General features: G+C 59.3%; 21 protein-coding genes and 1 pseudogene. 9 read left to right on the top strand and 13 right to left on the bottom strand.

Annotated features, from left to right (window positions below; genetic code table 11):
• Positions 1–217 precede the first annotated feature (217 nt).
• A complete protein-coding gene (locus HJB91_RS19635) occupies positions 218–1,006 on the bottom strand; it encodes a slipin family protein (protein WP_210633304.1) in 789 nt (262 codons plus the stop codon).
• Between the two features lie 29 nt (positions 1,007–1,035).
• Positions 1,036–2,439 (bottom strand): nodulation protein NfeD, encoded by a 1,404-nt coding sequence (locus HJB91_RS19640; protein WP_221155753.1) that lies wholly within the window; start codon positions 2,437–2,439, stop codon positions 1,036–1,038.
• A gap of 383 nt (positions 2,440–2,822) precedes the next feature.
• On the opposite strand from HJB91_RS19640, the gene HJB91_RS19645 reads away from it, so the two are divergent.
• Positions 2,823–5,045, top strand: coding sequence for an EAL domain-containing protein (locus tag HJB91_RS19645; RefSeq protein ID WP_221155754.1), 2,223 nt, complete (start codon positions 2,823–2,825; stop codon positions 5,043–5,045).
• A 24-nt stretch (positions 5,046–5,069) separates the two neighbouring features.
• Here the strand turns inward: HJB91_RS19645 and HJB91_RS30865 are convergent.
• A pseudogene (locus tag HJB91_RS30865) lies at positions 5,070–5,249 on the bottom strand (hypothetical protein); the annotation flags it as partial.
• A 9-nt stretch (positions 5,250–5,258) separates the two neighbouring features.
• Positions 5,259–6,551 carry a mechanosensitive ion channel family protein gene (locus HJB91_RS19650; protein WP_210633307.1) on the bottom strand — a complete coding sequence of 431 codons (1,293 nt, stop codon included), beginning with the start codon at positions 6,549–6,551 and terminating at the stop codon, positions 5,259–5,261.
• Between the two features lie 474 nt (positions 6,552–7,025).
• On the opposite strand from HJB91_RS19650, the gene ugpB reads away from it, so the two are divergent.
• The 8 genes from ugpB (at position 7,026) to HJB91_RS19690 (ending at position 14,188) form a co-directional block, all read left to right on the top strand.
• On the top strand, positions 7,026–8,348 hold the full coding sequence (ugpB, locus tag HJB91_RS19655) for a sn-glycerol-3-phosphate ABC transporter substrate-binding protein UgpB (protein WP_210633309.1): 1,323 nt from the start codon (positions 7,026–7,028) through the stop codon (positions 8,346–8,348).
• Positions 8,349–8,408: 60 nt separating this feature from the next.
• Positions 8,409–9,293: a sn-glycerol-3-phosphate ABC transporter permease UgpA gene (gene ugpA, locus HJB91_RS19660; RefSeq protein ID WP_221147178.1), complete on the top strand. Its 885-nt coding sequence runs from the start codon at positions 8,409–8,411 to the stop codon at positions 9,291–9,293.
• A gap of 12 nt (positions 9,294–9,305) precedes the next feature.
• Positions 9,306–10,154: a sn-glycerol-3-phosphate ABC transporter permease UgpE gene (gene ugpE / locus HJB91_RS19665; protein WP_221155755.1), complete on the top strand. Its 849-nt coding sequence runs from the start codon at positions 9,306–9,308 to the stop codon at positions 10,152–10,154.
• A 1-nt stretch (position 10,155) separates the two neighbouring features.
• A complete protein-coding gene (gene ugpC / locus HJB91_RS19670; protein ID WP_210633314.1) occupies positions 10,156–11,202 on the top strand; it encodes a sn-glycerol-3-phosphate ABC transporter ATP-binding protein UgpC in 1,047 nt (348 codons plus the stop codon).
• A 61-nt stretch (positions 11,203–11,263) separates the two neighbouring features.
• Complete coding sequence (locus tag HJB91_RS19675; protein WP_210633316.1) at positions 11,264–12,013, top strand: glycerophosphoryl diester phosphodiesterase; 750 nt, start codon at positions 11,264–11,266, stop codon at positions 12,011–12,013.
• A 9-nt stretch (positions 12,014–12,022) separates the two neighbouring features.
• Positions 12,023–12,805 carry a DeoR/GlpR family DNA-binding transcription regulator gene (locus tag HJB91_RS19680; protein WP_210633318.1) on the top strand — a complete coding sequence of 261 codons (783 nt, stop codon included), beginning with the start codon at positions 12,023–12,025 and terminating at the stop codon, positions 12,803–12,805.
• On the top strand, positions 12,802–13,596 hold the full coding sequence (locus HJB91_RS19685; protein WP_210633320.1) for an HAD family hydrolase: 795 nt from the start codon (positions 12,802–12,804) through the stop codon (positions 13,594–13,596). Before HJB91_RS19680 ends, HJB91_RS19685 begins: the two co-directional genes overlap by 4 nt.
• A gap of 58 nt (positions 13,597–13,654) precedes the next feature.
• Entirely contained in the window at positions 13,655–14,188 is a 534-nt protein-coding gene (locus tag HJB91_RS19690) for an NUDIX hydrolase (protein WP_210633321.1), read from the top strand.
• A 91-nt stretch (positions 14,189–14,279) separates the two neighbouring features.
• Here the strand turns inward: HJB91_RS19690 and HJB91_RS19695 are convergent, their stop codons facing one another.
• From HJB91_RS19695 to HJB91_RS19735, 9 genes are all read right to left on the bottom strand, one after another.
• Positions 14,280–15,194: an ABC transporter permease gene (locus HJB91_RS19695; protein WP_221147177.1), complete on the bottom strand. Its 915-nt coding sequence runs from the start codon at positions 15,192–15,194 to the stop codon at positions 14,280–14,282.
• Positions 15,191–16,291: an ABC transporter permease gene (locus HJB91_RS19700; protein WP_221155756.1), complete on the bottom strand. Its 1,101-nt coding sequence runs from the start codon at positions 16,289–16,291 to the stop codon at positions 15,191–15,193. Before HJB91_RS19700 ends, HJB91_RS19695 begins: the two co-directional genes overlap by 4 nt.
• Positions 16,288–17,808, bottom strand: a complete 1,521-nt coding sequence (locus HJB91_RS19705) for an ABC transporter ATP-binding protein (protein WP_210633325.1) — start codon at positions 17,806–17,808, stop codon at positions 16,288–16,290. Before HJB91_RS19705 ends, HJB91_RS19700 begins: the two co-directional genes overlap by 4 nt.
• 3 nt (positions 17,809–17,811) lie before the next feature.
• The gene (locus HJB91_RS19710; protein WP_221155757.1) at positions 17,812–18,912 is read right to left on the bottom strand and encodes a BMP family ABC transporter substrate-binding protein; all 1,101 of its coding nucleotides are present in this window, start codon (positions 18,910–18,912) and stop codon (positions 17,812–17,814) included.
• Between the two features lie 20 nt (positions 18,913–18,932).
• On the bottom strand, positions 18,933–20,312 hold the full coding sequence (locus HJB91_RS19715; RefSeq protein ID WP_221155758.1) for an amidohydrolase: 1,380 nt from the start codon (positions 20,310–20,312) through the stop codon (positions 18,933–18,935).
• A 1-nt stretch (position 20,313) separates the two neighbouring features.
• Positions 20,314–20,973 carry a glutathione S-transferase family protein gene (locus tag HJB91_RS19720; protein ID WP_210633334.1) on the bottom strand — a complete coding sequence of 220 codons (660 nt, stop codon included), beginning with the start codon at positions 20,971–20,973 and terminating at the stop codon, positions 20,314–20,316.
• Complete coding sequence (locus tag HJB91_RS19725; protein WP_210633336.1) at positions 20,970–21,818, bottom strand: aromatic ring-hydroxylating dioxygenase subunit alpha; 849 nt, start codon at positions 21,816–21,818, stop codon at positions 20,970–20,972. The genes HJB91_RS19720 and HJB91_RS19725 overlap by 4 nt, the downstream gene beginning before the upstream one ends.
• Positions 21,815–22,453: a Rieske 2Fe-2S domain-containing protein gene (locus HJB91_RS19730; RefSeq protein WP_221155759.1), complete on the bottom strand. Its 639-nt coding sequence runs from the start codon at positions 22,451–22,453 to the stop codon at positions 21,815–21,817. The genes HJB91_RS19725 and HJB91_RS19730 overlap by 4 nt, the downstream gene beginning before the upstream one ends.
• A 121-nt stretch (positions 22,454–22,574) precedes the next feature.
• Positions 22,575–22,868, bottom strand: a complete 294-nt coding sequence (locus tag HJB91_RS19735) for an acylphosphatase (protein WP_210633338.1) — start codon at positions 22,866–22,868, stop codon at positions 22,575–22,577.
• Positions 22,869–23,252 lie beyond the last annotated feature (384 nt).

A 23,252-nucleotide genomic window follows, 5' to 3' on the forward strand; every position in this document is an offset into this window, starting at 1 on the left:
GAACCGCGTCGTCTCCTCGGATAGCAGGGGACGAGGTGTTCGCCGCGATCAGCCCCTCCGAGAGGCAAACACGTAATCGCCTCCCATGCGCTAGAGCAGATCCTGTGATCGATGAATCGATTGTGAGGTGACGAGGCGAGTCGAAGCTGATTCAACATGCATATCATTTCTCTGGGGCGTGGCCTCATTTTGGCCCGAGGGCGACACAGAAGCCGGATCAAACATCAACGCCAGTGCCGTTCGATCTCTTCGGCTTAATGGCAATTAGATTGCCCAATTCCATCGGGAAGGGGAATAAAATCGTCGAAGTCTTCTCGCTGGCGATGACGTTCAAAGTGCTCAAGTAACGAAGTTGCATCGCCTCCGGCTGTTTGGCCAGAATTTCCGCCGCTTCCAGTAGCTTCGCTGCAGCTTGCTGTTCGCCCTCGGCATTGATGACCTTTGCGCGGCGTTCGCGTTCGGCTTCCGCTTGGCGAGCGATCGCCCGTATCATCGACTCGTTGATATCCACATGTTTGATCTCGACAGTGGCTACTTTAATTCCCCAAGCGTCCGTCTGAGAGTCGAGGATTTCCTGAATATCGGAGTTGAGCCTGTCGCGTTCTGCCAGCATTTCATCGAGGTCGTGCTTGCCGAGCACGGAGCGCAAAGTCGTCTGAGCAAGCTGGCTTGTTGCCATCATGAAATCCTCGACCTGTATTGTCGATTTCTCGGGGTCAATGACCCTGAAGTAGATCACCGCGCTGACACGAACCGAGACATTGTCATGTGAGATGACGTCCTGGCTAGGGACATCGAGTACGCGCGTGCGCAAGTCGACCCGGATCATCTGCTGGACATAGGGAATGAGCAGAATCAAGCCGGGTCCCTTGACTCCGGTAAAGCGGCCAAGTGTGAACACGACGCCGCGTTCATATTCCCTCAGGATCTTAACCGCGGATGCGAGGATGGCGACGGCAATGACTATGGCCACCAAGTAGAAGGCAAGATCTGCAAACATATCCATGACTTCTCCTCCTGCGTCCTTGAATGCCGCTAGGTGTTCTTAGGACGGCTGGCGACCTCGAGCGCCAGCCCGTTGCGGCCCGTCACCCTGACAGGGTCACCAGCAACAAGGGGTTCGGCGGAAACGGCCTTCCAGCGTTCGCCATGCGCGATGACGTACCCCGTGAGCCCCGTCCAACTCTCAACTTTGCCGGAAATGCCAATCATCTCCTCTGCACCGGTGGCTACCCGGCGCAATCGCGAGGTGAATGCCACGCGAGCAACGACAAGGCTAAAGGCAAGAGTCGCAAATGCAATTGCGCCCAGTAGGGGGCGCGATACTTGCAGCCCGGGGATATCGGTATCAAACAGGATGGTTGCTCCCAGGATCACGGCTACCCCGCCGCCGATGCCCAGAGCGCCGAAGCTTGGCGAATGCGCCTCAGCCACAGTCAATCCCACGCCGAGTAAAATAAGCCCAACGGCGGCAAAACTTACCGGCAGCAATGCCAGGGCATAGAGACCAAGGAGGAGACAGATGCCGCCGATCGTTCCAGGAAGCATTGTCCCAGGTGCGAGAAATTCGAAGATCAGGCCATAGATACCAACCATCATCAGGATGATTGCGATGTTCGGATCGGTAATGACGGAAAGCAGGCGCGTGCGCCAGTCAGGCTCGAATTCCTGCACGGCCAAACCGGCGGTATCGAGCCGGACCTCCGTTTGACCGACCCGCACCATGCGGCCCTGCGCCTTTGCAAGGAGATCGTTGACATCAGTTGCCGTGAAATCGATGGCATGTTCGCGCACTGCCGCTGTGGATGAAAGACTTGCAGCTTCGCGGACAGCACGCTCTGCCCAGTCGGCGTTGCGATTGCGCAATTCCGCAAGCCCACGAATGTAAGCGACTGCGTCGTTAACGGCTTTTGCTTCGTGGGCATTGCCTGAAGCTTCCGGCTGCTTGCCACTAGGTTCGCTCGGCTTCTTTTCCGGTTCCTCATCACCGCCGAAAGGCTTTACGCTGAGCGCGATTGGTGTCGCCGCACCCAAATTGATCCCAGGGGCCATTACCGCAATGTGGCTTGCGTAGAGAATATAGGTGCCGGCGCTGGCAGCCCGTGCCCCGCTTGGCGCGACGAAACTCGCGACAGGCACCGGCGAGGCAAGGATCGCGCGGATGATTTCCCGCATGGAGGTGTCAAGGCCGCCTGGTGTATCCATTTGCAGGACGATCAAGACCGCTGCACGTTCGCCAGCACGCTGAATGCCTCGTACCACGTAGTCAGCTATAGCAGGCCCAATGGCGCCATTCACCTTGAGGACGACAGACGCGCGTTCAGACGCCGACGGTACGCCGAATCCCCAAGCTGAAAGCAGCAAAAACAACAAAGTGAAGATTGGCGGTTGCCATCGCCAACACCTCAATCCCCGCGTGCCAATCGGCGAAACGTACATAATATTTAATGTATGTCGGAAATTACAAAGAAAAAGACGGAGGCGTCAAAGGCTCATGTTCAAGCCGTCTTGCGCGCTCGTAAAGGCAAAGTTGGCTAAGCGCGTTACACGGATGCGAACCGCGTGGCCTATGTTTTTTGAAGGTCGCTGGGCCATCGACCGATCGGAGATGGCATGTCACTCAGATATTCAGTATCTTGCGGCCAGGCGAGAATATCCCGTTCGGCAGGATGTCTTACGACCAAACTATATGTGGGCCGCTTCAATATTTGGCAACCAGATTGTGCCATTCTACAGATAGTCAGCGGTTAGTTCTTCCGCTTCCATGACCCATGAAGGGTTTCACTCCGCGTCATCAAGTGCTGCGAGGAGCCCAAGGTCGCATGTCCCTTTCAGAAGATGAGAGATTGAATCTCCTTCACCAGGCCAGTATTCTCGATACGCCGCCGACGGAAGAGTTCGATGCAATCGTGCGGCTGGCTTGCAGCGTGTTCGACATGCCGATGGCGTTGGTTTCGTTCGTCGACGGGGATCGGCAGTGGTTCAAGGCCGAGCACGGTCTCTTTTTGAAAGAGACGCCTCGCGAGCATTCCTTCTGCAGCCACATCGTACAAACGAAGTCACCGCTCGTCGTTAAAAACGCCGACAAGGATTCTCGCTTTTCCGGAAACATCTTCGTCAGAGAGCGTTCGGTCCGGTTCTATGCGGGAGTGCCGCTTTCGGAAGGGGAGACCTGCTACGGCAGTTTCTGCGTCCTCGACACCAAGAACCGCCGCTTCGGCGATCGGGATCTCGGACAGCTTCGCAGTTTGGCAAGCGTCGTCGTCGGCCTCATCAGGGAACATCGTCAGCAAAGCCTGCTGAGAGAGCAGCAACGTGAACTTGAATTGAAGCAGGCCCGCTTCGAGCAGACCGAACGCTCTGCCAAGGTCGGCGGCTTCGAGATGGATCTCGAGACCGGCACGATCATTTGGTCCGACCAGATTTACCGCACCGTTGGATTGCCGGTCGGCAAACGAATGACCTCGGAGGAGGTGATCGGCTGCTATGCTCCCGAAGAGCGCGAGAGCGTCAGACGCAGGATACGCGATGTCCTCGATGGTTCTGCGGCCGGCATCGACAGGGAATATCGCATCATGACGCCAGAGGGGGAGGAGCGCTGGGTTCGCGTGGTCAGCGATATCGAGCGCTTGAGCGACAAGCCCAGTCGTCTGTTTGGCATCGTTCAGGATGTTTCCGAAAAAGTGCGGTACGAGCAACGTCTGCTCCAGGCGGCAAACGCCGATCCGCTGACCGGACTTGGCAACCGGGCAGCCTACAACGCTCATATGGAGCGGCTCACAGCGGCCGACGCTCCTTCCATCGGTTTGCTGCTGATCGACGTCGATCGCCTCAAGCAAGTGAACGATATCCTTGGCCATGCGACAGGTGACCTGCTGCTGAAAGGCGTGGCCTCACGTCTGGATGAACGCTTGGGAAAACGAGGAAGGGTCTTTCGCCTGGGCGGCGATGAGTTCTCCGTTATTCTGGACGCGCCCGCAAGCGTACGCCGCATGGGTTCACTCGCGCGCCACCTGATCGGATATATCGGTCGCCCTCTGGATGTTGGGGGGTCGACGATAAATCCGACGATAACTGTGGGTGGAGCGATTTCGGAGGGCAGGATGGATGCCGCAACGCTTTCGCAAAACGCGGATTTCGCCCTCTATCATGCCAAAGAAACGCGGCGCGGCAGCTATGTCCACTACGAGCCCAGCCTGCGTTCGAGGATAGCGCGACGCATTCAGATCATCCGGGAGGTGGAGTCGGCTCTTACCGATTATCGGATGGTGCCGCACTATCAGCCGATCGTCGGTTGTGCCGACGGTCGGGTATGGGCGTTTGAAGCGCTGGTGCGAATGCAGCATTCGGATGGTTCAATCGTGTCGGCGGCGCAATTTCACGAGGCGTTCACAGATCCAAGCGTTGCCCACCACATTACGACCCGCATGCTCGAGCAGGTCGCGACCGACATTCGAAGCTGGATCGACCGCGGGCTGGAATTCGGGCGGGTGGGTCTCAATATAAGCGCCTCCGATTTCATGAGGGGCGACTTGGAAACCCGGATCGTTGCCGCCTTTGCGTCGAGAGGCATCCCGCTGGATACGCTCGTGCTGGAGGTGACGGAAACGGTCTTCCTGCAGGGCTTGGAAGATACCGTTGCAACAACCCTGCAACGTTTGCGCAAGAAGGGCCTGACAGTGGCGCTTGATGACTTCGGGACAGGTTATGCATCGCTGACGCATCTGCGAAGTCTGCCGGTCGACATCATCAAGATCGACAAGAGCTTTATCGACACCATGCTCGTGGATGAATCGAGCCTCGCAATCGTCGAACTGGTGCTCAATCTGGCGCGGAAGCTCGATATGAAGGTCACGGCGGAAGGCGTAGAGAGCCATCGGCAGGCGATGTGTTTGCTGGAAATGGGCTGCACCACGCTGCAGGGCTATTTGTTCGGCAAACCCATGGGTCGCGAACATGTTGGCGAATACCTGTATGCACGCAAACCCGACGTGACGGAGAACGCCGACCGACCGCAGGAGGAACCGCGTCGTCTCCTCGGATAGCGGGGGGCGAGATGTTCGTCGCTATCAGCCGCTCCGACAAGGCTCCGGCGGCGGCCGTGGAAAGATCCCCATCGGCTGGTGGGAGGCGGTGAGCAGTCCGGGCGCTGCCGTCCTGTTCTTCAAGGCCGGCTCCTGTTCGGCACAGATCGATGTCGCCTTCCAGCAGCGTGTTCGAAAACGGCATCCGCTCGGCGGATCGACGGGCTTGGCAAATCAGTCCTGTTGTTTGATCTCTATAGGGCTTTTCATGATGATTTCATGATGCGGAAATGGGATAGAGATGCCAGCTTTCTTGAAGGCGTCCCACAGCGCCATCAGGACTTGCCCACGAACATTCGTCAGCCCGTTCGCTGGATCCGAGATCCAGAAGCGAAGCCGAAAGTCGAGCGACGAAGCGCCAAAGGCGGTCAGCCAGCAGACGGGTGGCTTGTATTCGTTAGCGACCCGGGGCACGGTCGATGCTGTCGCAATGGCGATCTTAACGACTTGATGAGGATCACTATTATAGGACGTCCCGAAGTCAACGTCGATCCGCACATAATCACTGGAGAACGACCAGTTGACGACCTGCTGCGATATGAAGTCCTCATTTGGAATGAGGTACTCCTTGCCATCGCGGGTGATGACGGAAACAAACCGCGATCGCAGGTCGCGGATCGACCCGAACGTGTCGCCAAGGGTGATCGTGTCACCCGGCTTTATCGACTTGTCGATCAAGATGATTATGCCGGATATGAAGTTCGATACGACTTTTTGAAGGCCGAAGCCTATTCCGACGCCGACTGCGCCTGAGAAAATGGTCAGGGCCGTCAGGTCGACCCCGGTCGCCGACAAAGCGATGGCTCCAGCGATTATGATCAGGCTGATCTTGATGCATTTGCTGATCAACACCTTGATGGAAGGCGACAAGTCGGCCGACCGCTGAACCCAGTGGGAAAGCATATTGCCAATGAGGACGGCCAGCCAGATCAGGGCGATCGCCAGCACGAGGGCTTTGAGCACAAGCAGAAGCGAGAGTCTCACCGCGCCTAAATTAATCGCGAGACCGTCAAGAGCAGATAGAACTGGGCCGTCAAGACCGACTGCATAAAGAGCGATGTAGCTCCAACTGCCGATCGCGACGGCGCGTGACAGGGTTGGGTTGCGGATGATTTTGGTCAGAACGGAGATGACGAACCATGCCGCTGCCAGCGTCAGAGCCGTTGACACAAGCCAGCGTTGTGAGGGCCACGCGCTCTTGCTCAGCACAACGTTGGCGAGCCATAACCAACCTACAAGGAAAAGCCACATCATCCGGCGCATAGGAGCAATGATGACCCGAAGGAGGTCTGGATTACCCTTGATCAGGCGCGCCTTTGCCTCCATCGCAGGCTCTGTGCGTGACGCAAGTAAGGACGCAAAACCCAAGCCCGCCACGATGATCGCAAGCTGAAAGAACGTCCATTCGTTCAGAATGAATGTCGTTAGCCACTGCTCGGCGATCTCGGTCATCTGCCTGATATTCATGATGATGATCCGATGAATGTCAGCTAGAGAAAGCTAGCGCACGAGTTTAGTTCATTTGGAAGAAACAAGCATCAGCATTCCATTTCGTCGTGCGAAAACAGGTCGATGAAACGATACTCGCGGGGTATCGAGCAGCTTGCGCGCCTGCGCAGCCATGTGCGGCCTTCTTTCGCTGAGCTTCACGTCGAAGATGGAACGGTGCTGCGGCAAAGTCTGGGTTCCCGCAAAAAATGATATTTCGGCGCCAACTGACACAAGACGTTCATTTGAACACTGTATCGAGCATCCGAGTGGCTGACGGCGAAATCCATGCCCAGCCAATCATGCTTTGGAAGCAGGAGGCCCGTGCGGCCTTCGGTTTACGAGCGCTTCAAATGTTCATGTGAACATTCCGTTGTTGCAAAGTGAAACTCGGCTGCTACCATCCGCGCGTCTGGAGCGGGAGGCTGCGGACCGAGAGAAGTGGGAGAGATTATGAACAAGATCGCTTTTTTCCTGTCCGCAGGATTGACCAGCCTGTCCTTGTCCGTTCCGGCGATGGCCGCCACGAAAATCCAGTGGTGGCACGCGATGGGCGGCGAGAACGGCGCGAAGCTGGAGCAAATCGCCAAGGGCTTCAACGCATCTCAGTCCGATTATGAAATCGTGCCGGTTTACAAGGGCACCTACGACGAGACGCTGACGGGCGCTATCGCTGCGTTCCGCGCCAAGCAACAGCCGGCCATCGTGCAGGTCTATGAAGTCGGCACCGGCACCATGATGGCAGCACAGGGCGCGGTCTATCCGGTGTATCAGTTGATGAAGGACCAAGGCGAACCCTGGGACCAGAACAAGTTCATCGCGCCGGTTGTCGGCTACTACTCCGACACCAGCGGCAACGTGTTGTCGCTGCCCTTCAATTCGTCGACGCCGATCATGTATTACAATAAGGATGTCTTCAAGAAAGCCGGGCTTGATCCGGAGACGCCGCCAAAGACATGGGCCGAGGTGGAGGCCTTTTCGCGCACGATCATCAAGTCGGGCGCCGCCAAATGCGGCTTCACCAGCGCCTGGATCTCCTGGATTCAGACGGAAAATCTCAACGCCCTGCACGACAAGCCTTATTCCACCAAGGCCAACGGGTTCGGCGGCCTGGATGCGGAGTTCACCTTCAACAATGATCTGACGATCCGCCATTGGGGGAACCTGAAGAAGTGGCAGGACGAAGGGCTCTTCAAGTTCGGCGGGCCGGTCGGCGGAGATAACGCGCCTCCGATGTTCTATTCGCAGGAATGCGCGATGTACATGAACTCGTCCGCCGGCCGGGCGGGCGTCATCAACAATGCCAAAGCCTTCAAGGTCGGTTTTGCGCCGCTTCCCTATTATGACGACGTCATCAAGCAGCCGCTCAACTCGATCATCGGCGGCGCCACACTCTGGACGCTGAGGGGGCGTCCGGAAGAAGAATATAAGGGTGTGGCAAAATTCTATACCTATCTGCAGAAGCCGGAAGTTCAGGCCGACTGGCATCAGTTCTCGGGGTATCTGCCGATCACCGAGGCTGCCTACAAGCTGAGCCAGGAGCAGGGATATTACGAAAAGAACCCCGGTGCAGATGTTGGCATCAAGCAGCTGACGCGGGTGACGCCGACCGAAAATTCCAAGGGCATCCGCTTCGGCAATTACGTCCAGGTCCGCGGCATCATCGATGACGAATTCGCGGCATTGCTCGGCGGCAAGAAGACTGCCAAGGAAGCGGTTGATTCCGTCGTCGCACGCGGCAACGAACAGCTTCGCGATTTCGAATCTGCCAATTAAGGGCTCGGGGCAGGGGCCGGCCAAACCGGCCCCTGCCTCTCCGTCATTCTGTGAGGGCCCATGCAAACGAAACGAACCGTCTTTCCCAATAAGGTTTTGCCTTATCTGCTTATTGCTCCCCAGCTTCTGATAACCGTCGTCTTCTTTCTCTGGCCGGCCGCAACCGCCTTCTGGCAATCGTTCCTTCGCCAGGATGCGTTCGGTTTCAAAACGAACTTCGTCTGGTTCCAGAATTATCGCCGGCTGTTTGCCGACCCGCTCTATATGGACGCCTTTGGTCACACCCTGGTTTTCGCCGTCTCGGTGACGGTTCTGTCGACGACGATTGCGCTCACTCTGGCCGCCGCGGCCATGCGTGTGCTGCGGACGTCCCGCATCTATTCGACCTTGCTGATCTGGCCTTACGCCGTTGCGCCTGCGATCGCCGGCATACTCTGGTGGTTCATGTTCAATCCCTCGATCGGCATCGTCGCCTATATGCTTCGCAGCATGGGGATCAGCTGGAACCATCTGATCAATCCGGACAACGCGATGGTCCTGATCGTGATCGCCGCCACCTGGAAGCAAATTTCCTACAATTTTCTGTTTTTCCTGGCCGCGCTGCAAAGCGTGCCGCGCTCGCTCCAGGAAGCCGGCGCCATCGATGGCGCCGGGCCGGTGAAGCGCTTCTGGACGATCGTCTTTCCGCTGATCTCGCCGACAACCTTCTATCTGGTCGTCATCAACATCGTTTACGCCATGTTCGACACTTTCGGCATCGTTCATGCGACGACGCAGGGCGGACCGGCGCGCGCCACGGAAATCCTCGTCTACAAGGTTTATTTCGACGGTTTCATCGGCCTCAACCTGGGCTCCTCGGCAGCGCAGTCGGTCATACTGATGATCATCGTTGTTGCTCTGACCGCGGTCCAGTTCCGCTTCGTCGAACGCCGTGTGCAATATTGAGGAGCGTCAAAGGTGGTTGAAAATCGTCCTTTCCTGAATTTTCTGGCTCACCTCGTCCTTATCCTCGGCGTCACGATCGTGATCTTCCCGGTCTATATCGCCTTCATCGCCTCGAGCCATGGCCCCAACGACTTTTTGTCCGGTGTCGTGCCGCTGATGCCGGGACCGCACCTCATTGAGAATTATTCGACCATGCTGTCTTCGGGTATGACGAGTTCCGGCGCACCGCCGATCGGACCGATGCTGTTCAACTCGTTGATCATGGCCGTCGGTGTCGCGGTCGGTAAGATTGCCATTTCCATCCTTTCCGCCTTCGCCATCGTCTATTTCCGATTTCCCTTTCGCACGCTCGCCTTCTGGATGATCTTCATCACCCTGATGCTGCCGGTCGAGGTGCGCATCGTGCCGACCTACAAGGTGGTCGCCGACCTGGGAATGCTGAACAATTATGGCGGACTCATCATTCCGTTGATTGCATCGGCGACGGCCACCTTCCTGTTTCGTCAGTTTTTCCTCACCGTGCCCGACGAGCTGATGGAGGCTGCGCGTGTCGACGGGGCGGGGCCGATGAAATTCTTCCGCGATATCCTGCTGCCCTTGTCGGTGACCAACATCGCAGCCTTGTTCATAATCCTGTTCGTGCTCGGCTGGAATCAGTACCTGTGGCCGCTCATCGTCACGACCGACCAGAGCCTCTACACCGTCGTCATGGGCATTCAGCGCATGGCCGCGGTCGCGGATGCCGAGCCGCGCTGGAATCTTGTCATGGCAGCGGTCATCCTGGCCGCCTTGCCGCCCGTCCTCGTCATTGTCGCCATGCAACGCCTTTTCGTCAAAGGCCTGGTCGAAACGGAGAAATGAAATGGCCCCGATCAATATCGTCGACGTCAAGAAAAACTATGGTTCGATTCCTGCTGTCAAAGGCATCAACCTGACGGTCGAAGACGGTGAATTCATCGTGCTCGTCGGCCCTTCCGGCTGCGGCAAGTCAACCTTGCTGCGCATGATCGCCGGATTGGAATCGATCACCGGCGGCCAAGTCGAAATCGGCGGCCGTAACGTCAACAAGGCGGAGCCGGCCGAGCGCGATATCGCCATGGTCTTCCAGAATTATGCGCTTTATCCACATATGACGGTGCGCGGAAATCTTGAATATGGCCTGAAGAACCGCGGCACGCCGCGGGCGGAAATCGATCGCCGCGTCAAGGAAGCGGCCGACATTCTCGAAATTGGGCCAATGCTGGATCGCAAGCCGCGCGAATTGTCGGGAGGACAGCGCCAGCGCGTCGCGATGGGACGGGCCATCGTGCGCGAACCGGCGGCGTTTCTTTTCGACGAGCCTCTGTCCAATCTTGATGCCAAGCTGCGCGTGCAGATGCGCGTCGAAATACGCCGGCTGCAACGCCGCCTGAGGACCACCAGCATCTACGTCACCCATGATCAGCTCGAAGCGATGACGCTTGCCGACCGGCTTGTCGTCATGAATGGCGGACTGGTCGAACAAGTGGGAACGCCCGTTGAAGTCTACGACCGTCCGGCAAGTTTGTTCGTTGCCGGCTTCATCGGCTCTCCGCCGATGAACCTCGTGCCGATCGAGGTGCTGGGTACGGCCGATGCCAGGAACGTCCTAGCCTTGCCTGACGGGACGGACATCGTCGGTCTCAGGCCGGATGCTCTTCTCATCGCAAAGCCCAGCGAGCCTTCCGTTCGTCTGAACGCCATCGTCGAATTGCTCGAGCCGATCGGCGGCGAAAGCCACTTGCATGTAAGACTGGGGGAAGGCCAGCAGACGGTCGTTCTGACGGTTCAGGGCCGGCCGGACTTCGCCGAGACTGCAAAGATCGAGATCTTCGCGCGGATTGATCAGATGCATCCATTCAACAGCAAAACTGGACGACGTACGGACTGAAACGGCCGGATAGAGCTGTCCGACATCTGCAGCGTCGAAAAGTGAGGAAAAAGAGAAAGACATGCCAAAGTCAGAGCCGCGATCCGGACCCGGCCGCAGTGAGGTTCAAGCACATCGAGGCGCATCCGCTGTCGCGCCCGAAAACACGATTGCCGCGTTTCGGGCGGCTGCGGACCGGGGCGCCGAATGGGTCGAACTGGACGTCGCGCTCCTTGGCGATGGGACCGCAGTCGTCATCCACGACGTGTCCGTCGACCGTTGCTCCTCATCGACCGGCAGGCTCGGCGATCTCACTGCATCCGACCTGCGGGAGATCGACGCCGGCGCGTGGTTCGCCCCCCGTTTCAAGAGCGAACCCTTGCCGACCCTTGCCGAGGTCCTGTCCGCATTGGGAGAGCTGGGATTGAACGCCAACGTCGAGATCAAGCAGCATCCGCATCACAAATCTCTCGACCAGCTGGTAAAGACCGTTGACGAGCATCTGAAGGCGCGCGCGCCGCAGACCAAGATCATGATATCGAGCTTCGACGCGGCGGCGCTCAGGCGCATGCACGAAATCGATCCCAGTTACGAGCTCGCTATGTTGTGGAGTAGACTGCCGGATGACTGGAGTGATGTTCTCCAATCAATTCCCGCAAGAACGATCCATCTTGGTTACAAGTCTCTCAGCATCGGTTTCCTTGAGGAGGCGGCGCACCAGGGGATCAAGGTGCGGGCATGGACCTGCAATGACCCCAAGCTCCTCGCATCTTTTTGGCCTGTCGGCTTGACCGGTGTGATAACAGACGACCCGAGTGTCTATCTCTCATAGGAAAAAGCGATGGGGCAGCGGGTCATATCGAGCCGACAACGCGAAATACTGGCGCTGATCGAAACGGAGGGCGTCCAATATATCGATGATCTGGCGCGCCGGTACGATCTGACGACCCAGACGATCCGCCGTGATATCAATGCGCTGTGTGATCTCGGGCATGCCCGCCGCTTTCACGGCGGTGTCGATGTGCCGGTCGAAGGCAGCAATATTTCGCTGAACGCCCGCGCCCAACTGAACCGTCGGGCCAAGCGGCTGATCGCCAAGCGGGTCGCCGCCGACATCGGCCCGGATGCGACGGTATTCCTGGGAATCGGCAGCACGGTCCAATTCGTCGCGGAGGCGTTGCGCGATCACCAGGGGCTGACTGTTATCACCAACAACATTCATGTCGCTCTGACCCTTTGCGAATCGCCGAGTGTCGAGGTCCATCTCACCGGCGGCCTGCTGCGCCATGACGACCGCGACGTCGTGGGCAGCGATGTGATCAAATTCGTGGAAAAATTCTATGCGACTTATGCCGTCGTCGGTGCCGGTGCACTCAGTCCGGTGAACGGCATGATGGACTTCAGCTATAGCGAGGCGCAGATCACCAATGCGCTTCTGGAGAATTCGCAAACGCGTCTTTTGGCTGCAGACGTCAGCAAATGGACCCGCCATGCGGCGGTGCGCGTTGCACCTTTCAATAAGATAACCCGCTTTTACACGGATCGGCTGCCGGCCGATCCGTCCGTCGCCAGTGTGCTGGCCGATAGCAGCATGGAGGTGGTGACCTGCGAGGACATGACGTGACGTTCGTAGATCTGGCACCCTCCGCGCATGAATTGCAGCATGTGCGTTATCTCTTCACCGATATCGACGACACGCTGACGACAGAAGGTAAACTTCTGCCGCGCACCTATGATGCCCTTTGGGAACTCAGCCGGGCCGGCATCGCCGTCGTGCCGGTCACGGGTGGTTCAGCCGGCTGGTGCGAACACATCGTCCGTGCCTGGCCTGTTGCCGCGGTCATCGGCGAAAGCGGTGCTTATGCCGTCACCCGCCGCAACGGTGAGGTTGTTTTCGATTACTGGGAGAACGGCGCATTGCAGGGCGAGCGTCAACGCCAGCATCTTGGTGCCATCGAAAAACTGATCGCGGAAAAAGGCGGCACATTCAAGATCGCACACGACCAGGTGTTCCGCCTGGCTGACGTGGCAATCGACATTCAGCGTCATGATACCCAGGACGTCGAAGATTTTGCATGCGATATCAGGGCAATCGGCGGCACCGTCGCCATCAGTTCCATCCACATCAACACCTGGATTGGCGATTATGACAAACGCGCCATGAGCGAGCGCCTCCTGACCAGCAAATTCGGGGTGGATCCCATAGAATTGCCATCGGTCACGGCGTTCGTCGGCGATTCTCGAAACGATGCGCCGATGTTCGGCTTCATCCGCAACTCTTTCGGTGTCGGCAATATTCTTCCTGTTCTTCCGCACCTTCAGCATGTGCCGCGTTGGATCTCCTCCCAGCCGGCAGGACTTGGTTTTGCCGACATTGCCGGGACAATCCTGAATGCCAGGACCACCGGCGAATAACCGGCGGGGAGCCCACAAGGCCATGCGCGGCCGCACGATGCGCTGAAGACGGAGCGTCATGAAGCCTACAAAAAAACGCAGCAAGTCCCGACCAGACAAGTCTCAGCCATTGCTGCGGCAGCTCGCTGCGGTTCCTGCGAAGCTGTTTGCTGGCGCCTTCCGCCAACAGTACGGCGCCATCTGCTTCCGCTATTGCGATGGCGGGCCGAAGATCGAAATTCTCGTGATCACATCGCGCGAGCGCGCGCGCTGGGTCATACCGAAGGGCTGGCCGATGAAAGGAAAGAAGCCTTTCGAAGCGGCGGCGATCGAAGCCTGGGAGGAAGCAGGCATGCGCGGGGCGGTGAAAAGGAAACCTGTCGGCCGCTATACCTATCTCAAGGAATTCGACGACGGCGATGTGGCGCCATGTATCGTCGATCTGTTTCAGATCGAAGTCACCGAGATCGGAAACGACTTCAAGGAGCAAGGCCAGCGTATTCTCGAATGGGTCAGCCCTGACGAGGCGGCGCGACGAGTTCGAGAGGTCGAACTCAAGTCGCTGCTCGTCGAATTTGAACCTCGGGGTCAGAAGAAGTCTGACCACGGCTGATACGATTGCGGGGCTCCTCGTTCTGATTACCGTTCGTGGCGGGCTCGGAAGGCAAGTTGACTCTCAATTGCCATCGCTTCGACGGGCGTTATCATGATCGCTCGAACGGCTCGCCGAGCGAGGCGACGCCATTGAGTTTGAGCAGGCGGCGATCCGCCGAAATAATACCGAGCACGATGATCGTCACCAGATAGGGCAGGCAGGCGAGCAGCTGCGACGAGACGTTGAGACCGGTTGCCTGGGCGGCAAGGCCCATCAGCGATACTGCGCCGAACAGGCATGCCCCGAGAAAGATGCGGCCGGTCAGCCAGGTTCCGAAGACGACGAGCGCAATCGCAATCCAGCCGCGACCGGCAATCATCCCATCGGCCCAGAGCGGCGTGTAGATCGTCGCTGCATAGGCGCCCGCAAAGCCGGCCATCATGCCGCCGACTGCGACCGCGGCGAATCGGATGGCGATAACCGGATAGCCGATGGCATGCGCCGCTTTCGGGTTTTCACCGACGGCGCGGATGATCAGGCCGAGCTTGCCATAGGCAAACATCGCCCAGATGGCGACAGTCACGAGCAGTGAAAGCCAGACGACGATATCCTGGCTAAACAGGCCGCCGATGACGGGGATATCGGAGAGGCCGGGAAGGGCGATTTTCGGCACAGCTTTAACCGTCAGGCTCTCATAGGTTTTGCCGAACAACGCTGACAGGCCCTGGCCGAGAATCCCGATCGCCAGCCCGGTCGCCACCTGGTTCGCGTTGAAGCCGAGGACAATCGCCGCAAAGATCAGGGACAGAAGCAGGCCGCCGAGGCCGGCGGCGAGAAAAGCCAGAAAATGCCCGCCGCCGTGATAGACAATGATGAAGGCGATGACGGCGCCGAATGCCATCAGCCCCTCGACGCCAAGATTGAGCACGCCGGCACGCTCGACGACAAGTTCTCCGAGAGCGGCCAGGAGAAAGGGTGTCGCAGCCGCCAGCATTCCGGCCAGAACGAACTCGACGGCGTTCATGTGGGGCTCCTGGTGGATGTGGACCGCCAGGCAAGACGGTAGCGCACGAAGGCGATGGCCACCAGATAGGCAAGGAGCAGGCTGCCCTGGAAAACCCGGACCGCCGCAACCGGCAGATTGGCGGAGACCATCGCATTGTCGCCCCCGATATAGAGCGCGGCCATGACGATCGCTGAGACAACGATGCCGACCGGGTGCAGGCCGCCGAGATAGGCGACGATAATTGCCGCATAGCCGTATCCGGTCGAGATCGAGCGTTGCAGCTGGCCAAGCGGACCGGCGACTTCGGCTGCACCGGCAAGACCGGCTGCGGCTCCACCGATCAGCAGCGAAAGCCAGATTGCGCCGCTCTCCCGGAATCCGGCATAGCTCGCAGCGCGCGGCGCCAGTCCGCCGACCTGCAGTTTATAGCCGATGAAGCTCTTCTGCATGAAGACCCAAGCGGCAATCGACAGGAGAACGGCGAGGATGAGCGCGACATTGACGCGCGTTCCCTCAATCAGGATCGGCACCATCGCGTCATATTGGAACATGACGGACTGCGGGAAATTGAAGCCGTTCGGGTCCTTCCAGGGGCCGAGCAGCAGATAATTGAGGAGCTGCACGGCGACAAAACTCAACATCAGGGAAACGAGAATTTCGTTGGCATTGAGCCGGACGCGCCAGAAGGCGGTGAGCGACGCCCAGAATGCGCCGCCCATCGCGCCGAACAGCAGCATTAGCGGCCAGATCCACTGGCCGGTTGCGCCGGGCCACCAGATCGGAATGGCGGAGGCGAAGATCGCGCCGAGGACGAATTGTCCTTCGGCACCGATATTGAAGACCTTGGCACGAAAGCCGACCGCAAGCCCCTGCGCGATGAGGAGCAGCGGTCCGGTCTTCAGCAGCACTTCGGAAAACGACGCCCATGAAAAGAAGGGCTCGATCAGCATCGCGTAGACGACCGCAGCCGGATCGCGCCCCATGATGACGTAAAGTCCGAGATTGAGAATGACGGTGACGATGAGGGCTATGGGCGGCGCCAGGAGGGTGGCGGCAAGCGATGCCCGCTCCCGGCGGACGAGAATGGGCGGAGCGGCGAGGAAGGGTCTGCTCATGCGGTGGCTTTCTCGCGCTGCGGCTGAGCTCCGATCATGTATCGGCCGATCTCCTCCGGGTTGGTGTCACGCGTGAGCAACGGCGGGCTCAACGTGCCGTGATGCAGGACCTGTATAAAGTCGCTCAGTTCGAACAGTTCCTCGAGCTCTTCGGAAATGACCAGGACGGCCATGCCCTTGTTGCGAAGACTCATGAGGCGCTTGCGGATCGCCGCCGCCGCGCCGATATCGACGCCCCAGGTCGGCTGGGCGAGGAAAAGAAGCTTCGGCGCCAGCATGATTTCGCGTCCGACGATGAATTTCTGCAGATTGCCGCCGGAGAGCGAACCGGCCTCTGCCCCTGGACCGCGCGTGCGCACGTCGAAGTCCCGGATACAATCACTTGTGAAGGCCTTCGCCCTCACCTTGTCAAGCAGGCCATGTTTTACAAGGTTCAGCGGGTGGGCGGTCAGCAGGCTATTATAGGTGAGCGACATCTCAGGGACCGCGCCGCGGCCGAGCCGGTCCTCCGGGACGAAGGCGAGACCGAGCCGTCGGCGGGCGGCGGAGTCGAGCGTGCCGACATCCTGGCCCATCATGAAAATCTGGTCGCGTTGATCCCGCGGCAATTGGGTTTCACCCGAAATCAGCGCTGCGAGTTCGCTTTGACCATTTCCCGAAATGCCTGCAATGCCGAGGATTTCGCCGGCGCGCACGACCAGGCTCACATTCGAAAGCGGCACGGCGAAAGGATCCGCCCGGTAATCGAGCCCGACAAGTTCCAGCCGCTTTTCACCTTCTCCCAAAGGCAGCGCAGGCATGGGTTCCGGCATGTCGCGGCCGATCATCAAGCGGGCAAGCTCGTGGGCATCGTGTTCGCGGGGATCGACGTGGCCGGTCACCCGACCGCCGCGCAAGATCGTGGCGCGATCGCAGAGCGACTGGATTTCTTCCAGCTTGTGAGAGATGAACAGGATGGACACGCCGCCGTCCCGCAGCCGGCGCAATGTTTCGAAGAGCTTTTCCACCGCCTGCGGCGGCAGCACCGAGGTGGGCTCATCAAGGATGAGCAGTTTCGGATCGGTCATCAGGCAACGGATGATTTCCACCCGCTGCCTCTCGCCGACGGAAAGCGAATGGATATGAGCGTGTGGATCGACCTCGAGGCTGAACTCATGCCCGAGCTTGCGAACGCGCTCTGCAAGCTCGCTCTTCTTGCCGGACACGATCAGGCGGATATTCTCCACGACCGTCAGGCTCTCGAACAGCGAGAAATGCTGGAACACCATGCCGATACCGGCTCGCCTTGCCTCTGCGGGAGAGGCAAGGCTAAGGGCTTTCCCGTTCCATGCGACGGTGCCGCTGTCCGGCTGCTCGACGCCGTAGATCAGCTTCATCAGCGTCGACTTGCCAGCCCCGTTTTCTCCGAGGATGGCATGGATGGATCGTGGAGCGACGTCGAGATCGATCTGCTGATTGGCATCGACCGGGCCGTAGCTCTTGGTAATGCCGCGCAGCGACAGGAGCGGGCTCGGCATGGCTTACTTCGGCAGCGGCGTCGTGACACCCTTGACGTGCCAGTCCATCGCGACGATCTGGGCGTCCGTCGCCGTGGTCCCCGAAGCGACACCTTCGCTCCCATCAGCCTTGGTGATCGGACCGGTAAACGGCGAGAAGCTGCCATTGGCAATCTTGGCCTCGATTTCCTTGATCCTGGTCATAATATCGGCCGGGATTGCCGGGTTCCAATCGACGACCCGGACAACCTTGTCGGCAACGCCGAGGAAGGCGTTGGCGCCCTTGAAGGTGCCGGCAAGATGGGCGTCGACCGACGCCTTAAAGAAGGGCGACCAGTCGGTGGCGATGCAACCCAGATAGGTCTTCTCGGCATATTTCTTCATCGACGAGTTGAGGTTGAAGGCATAGACGCCGGCTTCCTCGCAGGCCGAGATCACCGAAGGGGTATCCTGCGCATTCGAGAAGATCACGTCGCAGCCCTGAGAGATCAGCGCCTTGGCGGCTTCCTGCTCCTTGGCCGGATCGAACCAGGAATTGACCCAGACGACAGACACTTCGATATCCGGCTTGACGGCCTGAGCGCCGAGCGTGAAGGCGTTGACGGAGGTGATCAGCTCAGGAATGGCAAAGGCTGACACCGAGCCGAGTTTGCCGCTCTTGGAAAGGGCCGCCGCCGCCATGCCGAACAGGTAGGTTCCCTGAAAATATTTGGCGGCGAAGGGCGAGAAGTTCGGTGCGACCTGGAAGCCTGAAGCATGTAGGACGGTCACCTTCGGATTGCGGCGGGCAATCTGCAGCGCGCCATTCTGATAGCCGAAGGAGCCGGCGATCAGGAAATGGTTTCCGTCGGCAACGGTCTTGTTCATGATGCGGTCGGCGTCCGGGCCCTCGGCGATGTTTTCGATGACCGTGACCTTCACCTTGTCGCCATAGGCGGCCTTGATCGGATCGATGCCGGCGGCAAGTGCATGACCCCAGCCGACGTCGCCGATAGGCGAGGGAACGACGAGCGCGATGCCGAGCGGTTCGTCGGCGGCAAGCGCTGAGCGGCCGGCAAAGGCCGTCGCGAGACCGGCAGCCGCCGCGCTCTTCATAAGTTTTCTGCGGGTGAAATCGTTGGTCATGTCAGTTCCCTCTTTTGGTTTTAGAATTCGACTGTCTCGAGCGCCGCTTCCGCGGCGGCGAAAAGCTGAGCTTCGTCGAGGCCGGTAAATTCGCCGGCCTGCCAGACGATGCGCCCGTTGATCATGGTCAAATCGGTCGGCATGCCGATCCCCACCTTGGCAATCAGGCTCAACGGGTCGTGGCGGGTTCCGACATAATCCATGCGCCTGGTATCGATGGCGAAGAGGTCGGCGGCCATGCCGGGAGCAAGGCGGCCGATATCGCTGCGGCCAAGCAGGCTTGCGCCACCCGTGGTCGCGTAGCTCAGGAAATCGACGGGCGCTGGAATCGGATGGGCGCGCGTCGAGGCCGTCAGGCATTGCAGCATATAGGCAGAGTGGATGCAGTGCATAAGGTTGGAATTGTCGTTCGAGGCCGCGCCATCGCAACCGAGGCCAATACGTAGGCCGAAAGCGGCCATAGCGGGAATGTCCGTCACTTCGGCGCCGACCAGATAGACCGGTTCGGGGCAATGGGAGACACCCGTGCCGCTTGCCGCCATCTTGCGTAATTCGTCGTGTGTCAGCTCCCAGCAGTGGGCATAAAAGCTGTCAGGCCCGGCAAAGCCGAGTTCGGCGCAGTAGTCGACCGTCCGCATTCCATGCCGCGCCTGAATGACCGGGCTTTCGCCTTCACCGACATGCGTGTGCAGTCGGACGCCGCGATCTCGGGCGAGCGCGACCGACTCGACGAAGGTTTCGCGGTGGCAATTGACGGGCTGGCAAGGCGCGACGACCACCTGCCGCATGCTGAAGGCGCCGGCATCGTGGTAGCTGTCGATCAGCCGGGCGCAATCGGCGATGAACTCGTCCGTCGTTTCCAGCATGGCGTCCGGGATCGTCGAGCCCTCGGACTTCGGCAGCGTGTTGCCGCCGCGTCCCGCGTGGAAACGCATGCCGAGAAGATCGGCCGCCTCGAACTGACGATCGATCAGGCGTTTGCCTGCGTGCCGGGGGAAGCAATATTGATGGTCGAAGGCCGTGGTGCAGCCGTGCTTGATCATCTCGGCCATGGCCGCGACCGACGAATGAAAGAAGCAATCCTCGTTCAGTCGCGAGAAGATCGGATAAACCCGGTCGAGCCATTCGATAACCGAAAGCTTCGTCCAGTCGAGATCGGTCCGATTGCGCACGAAGCATTGGAAGAAGTGGTGATGGGTGTTGACGAGACCCGGATAGACAAACCAGCCTGATGCATCCTGAATGACCGTGTCCGCAGGCAAGGGCTCTTGCGACAGGTTCGTCCCGATCGCCTGGATCGCCGGACCATTGGTCAGCAGATCGGCGTTCCGGCGCACGGCCGGCCCGTTGCCTTCGTCGACGATAATCGCTGCGCAGTTCTTCAGCAGGTAGCCCGCCATCTCACGTCTCCTCGTTGACGGGATGAGGGTCGGGTTTCAACTCGTGCAGCCGGTGGATGCCGGGCATTTCGATAAAACCTTCAAGGCTGCGGATGGCGCGCAGCCAAAGCCTAATGTTCGGATAGGGATCGAGCGAGATTCCGCCGTCGGGCGCCAGTGCCACATAAGGGAAACAGGCGATGTCGGCGATCGTCGCACGGTCGCAAGCCAGGAACCGCATGTCGCGGAGCCGCTGCTCAAAGAGGCCGGCTTCGAGCTCGCGCAGCGCCGCGACTCCTTGTGCCTGCAGGACTTCGATATTGCCGGGACGCAGAAGCATCTGATGCAGCCGTGCGCCGCCGAGATTTGTCGTCAGCCGATGCGAAAACGAGAGCCATTGGTGCACCCGCGCGGTCTCCTCAGGCGCGCTCATACCCAGCCAGTCAGGCCCGCTCCGGGCGGCGAGATAGGCGAGCATGGCCGAAGATTCTGTCAGCACCAGATCGCCATCCACGAGGATCGGGATTGAGCCTGCCGGATTGAGGGCCAGAAGCTCAGGACCACGATGTTCCTTGCCGGGATGGAAATCGACCGGCCGGATATCCAGCTCGACGCAGAGGATGGCAGCCATCAGGCGGATCTTGTAACAGCTCGGCGATAGGATGTAGTCGTAGAGCTTCATTGTGCGACCAACTGCGCGCCATAGAGATAATTGTGGCGCTTCAACCAGCGCCGGTAAGCGATAGAGGTCAGGTCGGCCCTGGTCGGGATTTCCATGCCCGGATCGAGCGGCAGAAGCGCCGGGATCTGGTTTTCGAGGATCGATCGATCCTGCAGGAAAATCATTTGCTGAAAATGGATGAGGTCCGTCATTGGCGTCACGTCGTCGAAGAGGGCCATCCACGGCCATACGTCACAGAGATCTTCGGCAAGCGGCTGGACGAATAGGGTAATGACGTCCCATTCCTCCGGGCGGGGAGGGCAGGTCTTGTAAAGCACCGAGCAGGTCGGGGCAGGCACGCGGTACATATACTCGGTGGTTATTCCGCCGGTCGCCGACTTTGCAGCCTGCGGCTGGTAGAATTTCACCTGCGTCGCCCAGACTTCATCCTCCTTCTCGCGGATCTCGACTTTATAATTTTCGACCTCCGTATGCGGCTCGGCGCCGAGTATATCGGTGTGGACGAAGGGAAAATGCGCAATATCGAGGAAGTTCTCGACTGCTCTCAAGGGGGAACAGCGTACCCGCACGACACCGACATCGACGAAGCGGCGGCCGGGCTGATCCGCTTCGGGAATGGCGAAGAGCTCCTTGGCGGGGGTGCCAAGAGAAGACCAGACATGACCATAACGGACGCGGACGGGCAGGGCACGCCCATCGCCCGATGTGACCCGCGCCGCGCCATCAGCCGTGCGCATCACCTCTATGGGCTCGCCCATCAGAGCAGTCCTGCTTCCTGCACCGGTGAGCTGGCTGAAGAGGCCAACCGGGTACCATTCGTCGATCATCGCACCGGCCCCTTTCATGCGACATCCTTCTGGCGTGTTTCCGCGCGGCGGCGCAGGGCTTCGGCGATGCGGGACGCCGCAATCCGATCTGCGACAGTGCGCTCCCGTTCGACCAGGACATGTATCAGAGTGCATCCGATCTGCGCCGCGGGCAACAGCCGAACCCATGGATGGTCCGCGACTGGGATCAACCCGCTCGCGGCCTTGCCGCCGGCTGCTGCTTCGATTGCCACGATGTCGGCAACAAGCGTCAGCGAGCGTATTGGCGCCAAACCATCCAGGCTTGGCGGCGGCATTGCCGGCTCGCCGACTGCGACCCAGACGATTCCATCTGATTCCTCGACCCGCTGAACTGCCACGCGGATCGTTTCCGGCGGCACAAGGTCTGGATGAGCCGGGATGCGAATGCATCCTCCCGCCGGAGAATAGCTCCAGCCATGATAGATACAGGAGAGCGCCTCGCCCCGCACGAAGCCGTGCGACAGTCGCATCCCGCGATGCGGACAGCGATCCGAAGAAGCTGATGCGCGCCCGGACCGGCTGCGCCAGAGAGCGATCGATCCTGCCGGCGTCCAGGCCGGAATGACGCTTGCCGGAGGCAGATCGGCAGAAAGGGCGACAGGCGTCCAGGAGCCGGTCGTATCGGAAGGCATGACGGTCAATTCCTCAATCTTACCAGTGGGCTGGCGCCTGCGAGCTTGGTGTCGGTGCAACCCCGGTTTCTGACGCTTGCATAAAAAATTCGCATTGGCAACAATGATCAAATTAAGGGCATCAAGTCGGATGGCGTTCCGACTTCGGTGTAGAGATGGGATCTACAATCCTGCGCTGAATCTCGTCGACCCAGACATCGATTGGCCCCAACGAACACGCCATTTCCAGCATGTCGATCAGCTCGACAGGCCCTGCGACCTCGAGTTCGATCCGCTCGGCGCCGGCCTGCAAAAAATCTTGGGAAAGGCCGAGCTTGTCGGCATGGCGGCGTATCCACGGGACGAATGAGGCGGAACTGACGTCGCCAAGGATCGCGATCCGTTCGCGTAGCTCGTTCTGCCGTGATCGTATCATGGAATTCTCTCGTTCGACCTGCGATAAATAGCATAGCGCTTCGCCGTCTTTGCGAAAGGGGCATAAGGGGCGTTCCTGGATCGTTCGAGCGATCACGGCTGAGGGTGCGTGCAATCTCTGCCTGCCAGATCTTCTTGGCATGCATCTGCGCTATCACTCGGCGTTCGTCCGAACTCAACTGCACGAAAGAGCAGACCATTCCGGGATCGCCCGTGGCGCGATCCGTCTCCCATTGCAGCCGGCGTCGATTATGTTGAGGTAATCGCCGGACTTTCTTGCAGACTTATAGAGGTTGCGCCGCTCGCTGCCGATAGCTTCCAACGGGATCCGCCGGCATCGAATGCTAGTCTAGCGACTGGGTGATCAGCACGAAGAAGGGCGACC

The organism is Rhizobium sp. NLR10b, assembly GCF_019685435.1.
GTDB lineage: Bacteria > Pseudomonadota > Alphaproteobacteria > Rhizobiales > Rhizobiaceae > Rhizobium.

Bases quoted from the DNA above. Each gene is read 5' to 3' on its own strand.
- ugpB (WP_210633309.1), top strand. From the start codon at position 7,026: ATGAACAAGATCGCTTTTTTCCTGTCCGCAGGATTGACCAGCCTGTCC.
- HJB91_RS19675 (WP_210633316.1), top strand. From the start codon at position 11,264: ATGCCAAAGTCAGAGCCGCGATCCGGACCCGGCCGCAGTGAGGTTCAA.
- HJB91_RS19645 (WP_221155754.1), top strand. From the start codon at position 2,823: ATGTCCCTTTCAGAAGATGAGAGATTGAATCTCCTTCACCAGGCCAGT.
- HJB91_RS19640 (WP_221155753.1), bottom strand. From the start codon at position 2,439: ATGTACGTTTCGCCGATTGGCACGCGGGGATTGAGGTGTTGGCGATGG.
- HJB91_RS19690 (WP_210633321.1), top strand. From the start codon at position 13,655: ATGAAGCCTACAAAAAAACGCAGCAAGTCCCGACCAGACAAGTCTCAG.
- ugpC (WP_210633314.1), top strand. From the start codon at position 10,156: ATGGCCCCGATCAATATCGTCGACGTCAAGAAAAACTATGGTTCGATT.
- HJB91_RS19710 (WP_221155757.1), bottom strand. From the start codon at position 18,912: ATGACCAACGATTTCACCCGCAGAAAACTTATGAAGAGCGCGGCGGCT.
- HJB91_RS19635 (WP_210633304.1), bottom strand. From the start codon at position 1,006: ATGGATATGTTTGCAGATCTTGCCTTCTACTTGGTGGCCATAGTCATT.
- HJB91_RS19650 (WP_210633307.1), bottom strand. From the start codon at position 6,551: ATGAATATCAGGCAGATGACCGAGATCGCCGAGCAGTGGCTAACGACA.
- HJB91_RS19730 (WP_221155759.1), bottom strand. From the start codon at position 22,453: ATGCCTTCCGATACGACCGGCTCCTGGACGCCTGTCGCCCTTTCTGCC.
- ugpA (WP_221147178.1), top strand. From the start codon at position 8,409: ATGCAAACGAAACGAACCGTCTTTCCCAATAAGGTTTTGCCTTATCTG.
- HJB91_RS19700 (WP_221155756.1), bottom strand. From the start codon at position 16,291: ATGAGCAGACCCTTCCTCGCCGCTCCGCCCATTCTCGTCCGCCGGGAG.
- HJB91_RS19715 (WP_221155758.1), bottom strand. From the start codon at position 20,312: ATGGCGGGCTACCTGCTGAAGAACTGCGCAGCGATTATCGTCGACGAA.
- HJB91_RS19705 (WP_210633325.1), bottom strand. From the start codon at position 17,808: ATGCCGAGCCCGCTCCTGTCGCTGCGCGGCATTACCAAGAGCTACGGC.
- HJB91_RS19735 (WP_210633338.1), bottom strand. From the start codon at position 22,868: ATGATACGATCACGGCAGAACGAGCTACGCGAACGGATCGCGATCCTT.
- HJB91_RS19695 (WP_221147177.1), bottom strand. From the start codon at position 15,194: ATGAACGCCGTCGAGTTCGTTCTGGCCGGAATGCTGGCGGCTGCGACA.
- HJB91_RS19680 (WP_210633318.1), top strand. From the start codon at position 12,023: ATGGGGCAGCGGGTCATATCGAGCCGACAACGCGAAATACTGGCGCTG.
- HJB91_RS19725 (WP_210633336.1), bottom strand. From the start codon at position 21,818: ATGAAAGGGGCCGGTGCGATGATCGACGAATGGTACCCGGTTGGCCTC.
- HJB91_RS19720 (WP_210633334.1), bottom strand. From the start codon at position 20,973: ATGAAGCTCTACGACTACATCCTATCGCCGAGCTGTTACAAGATCCGC.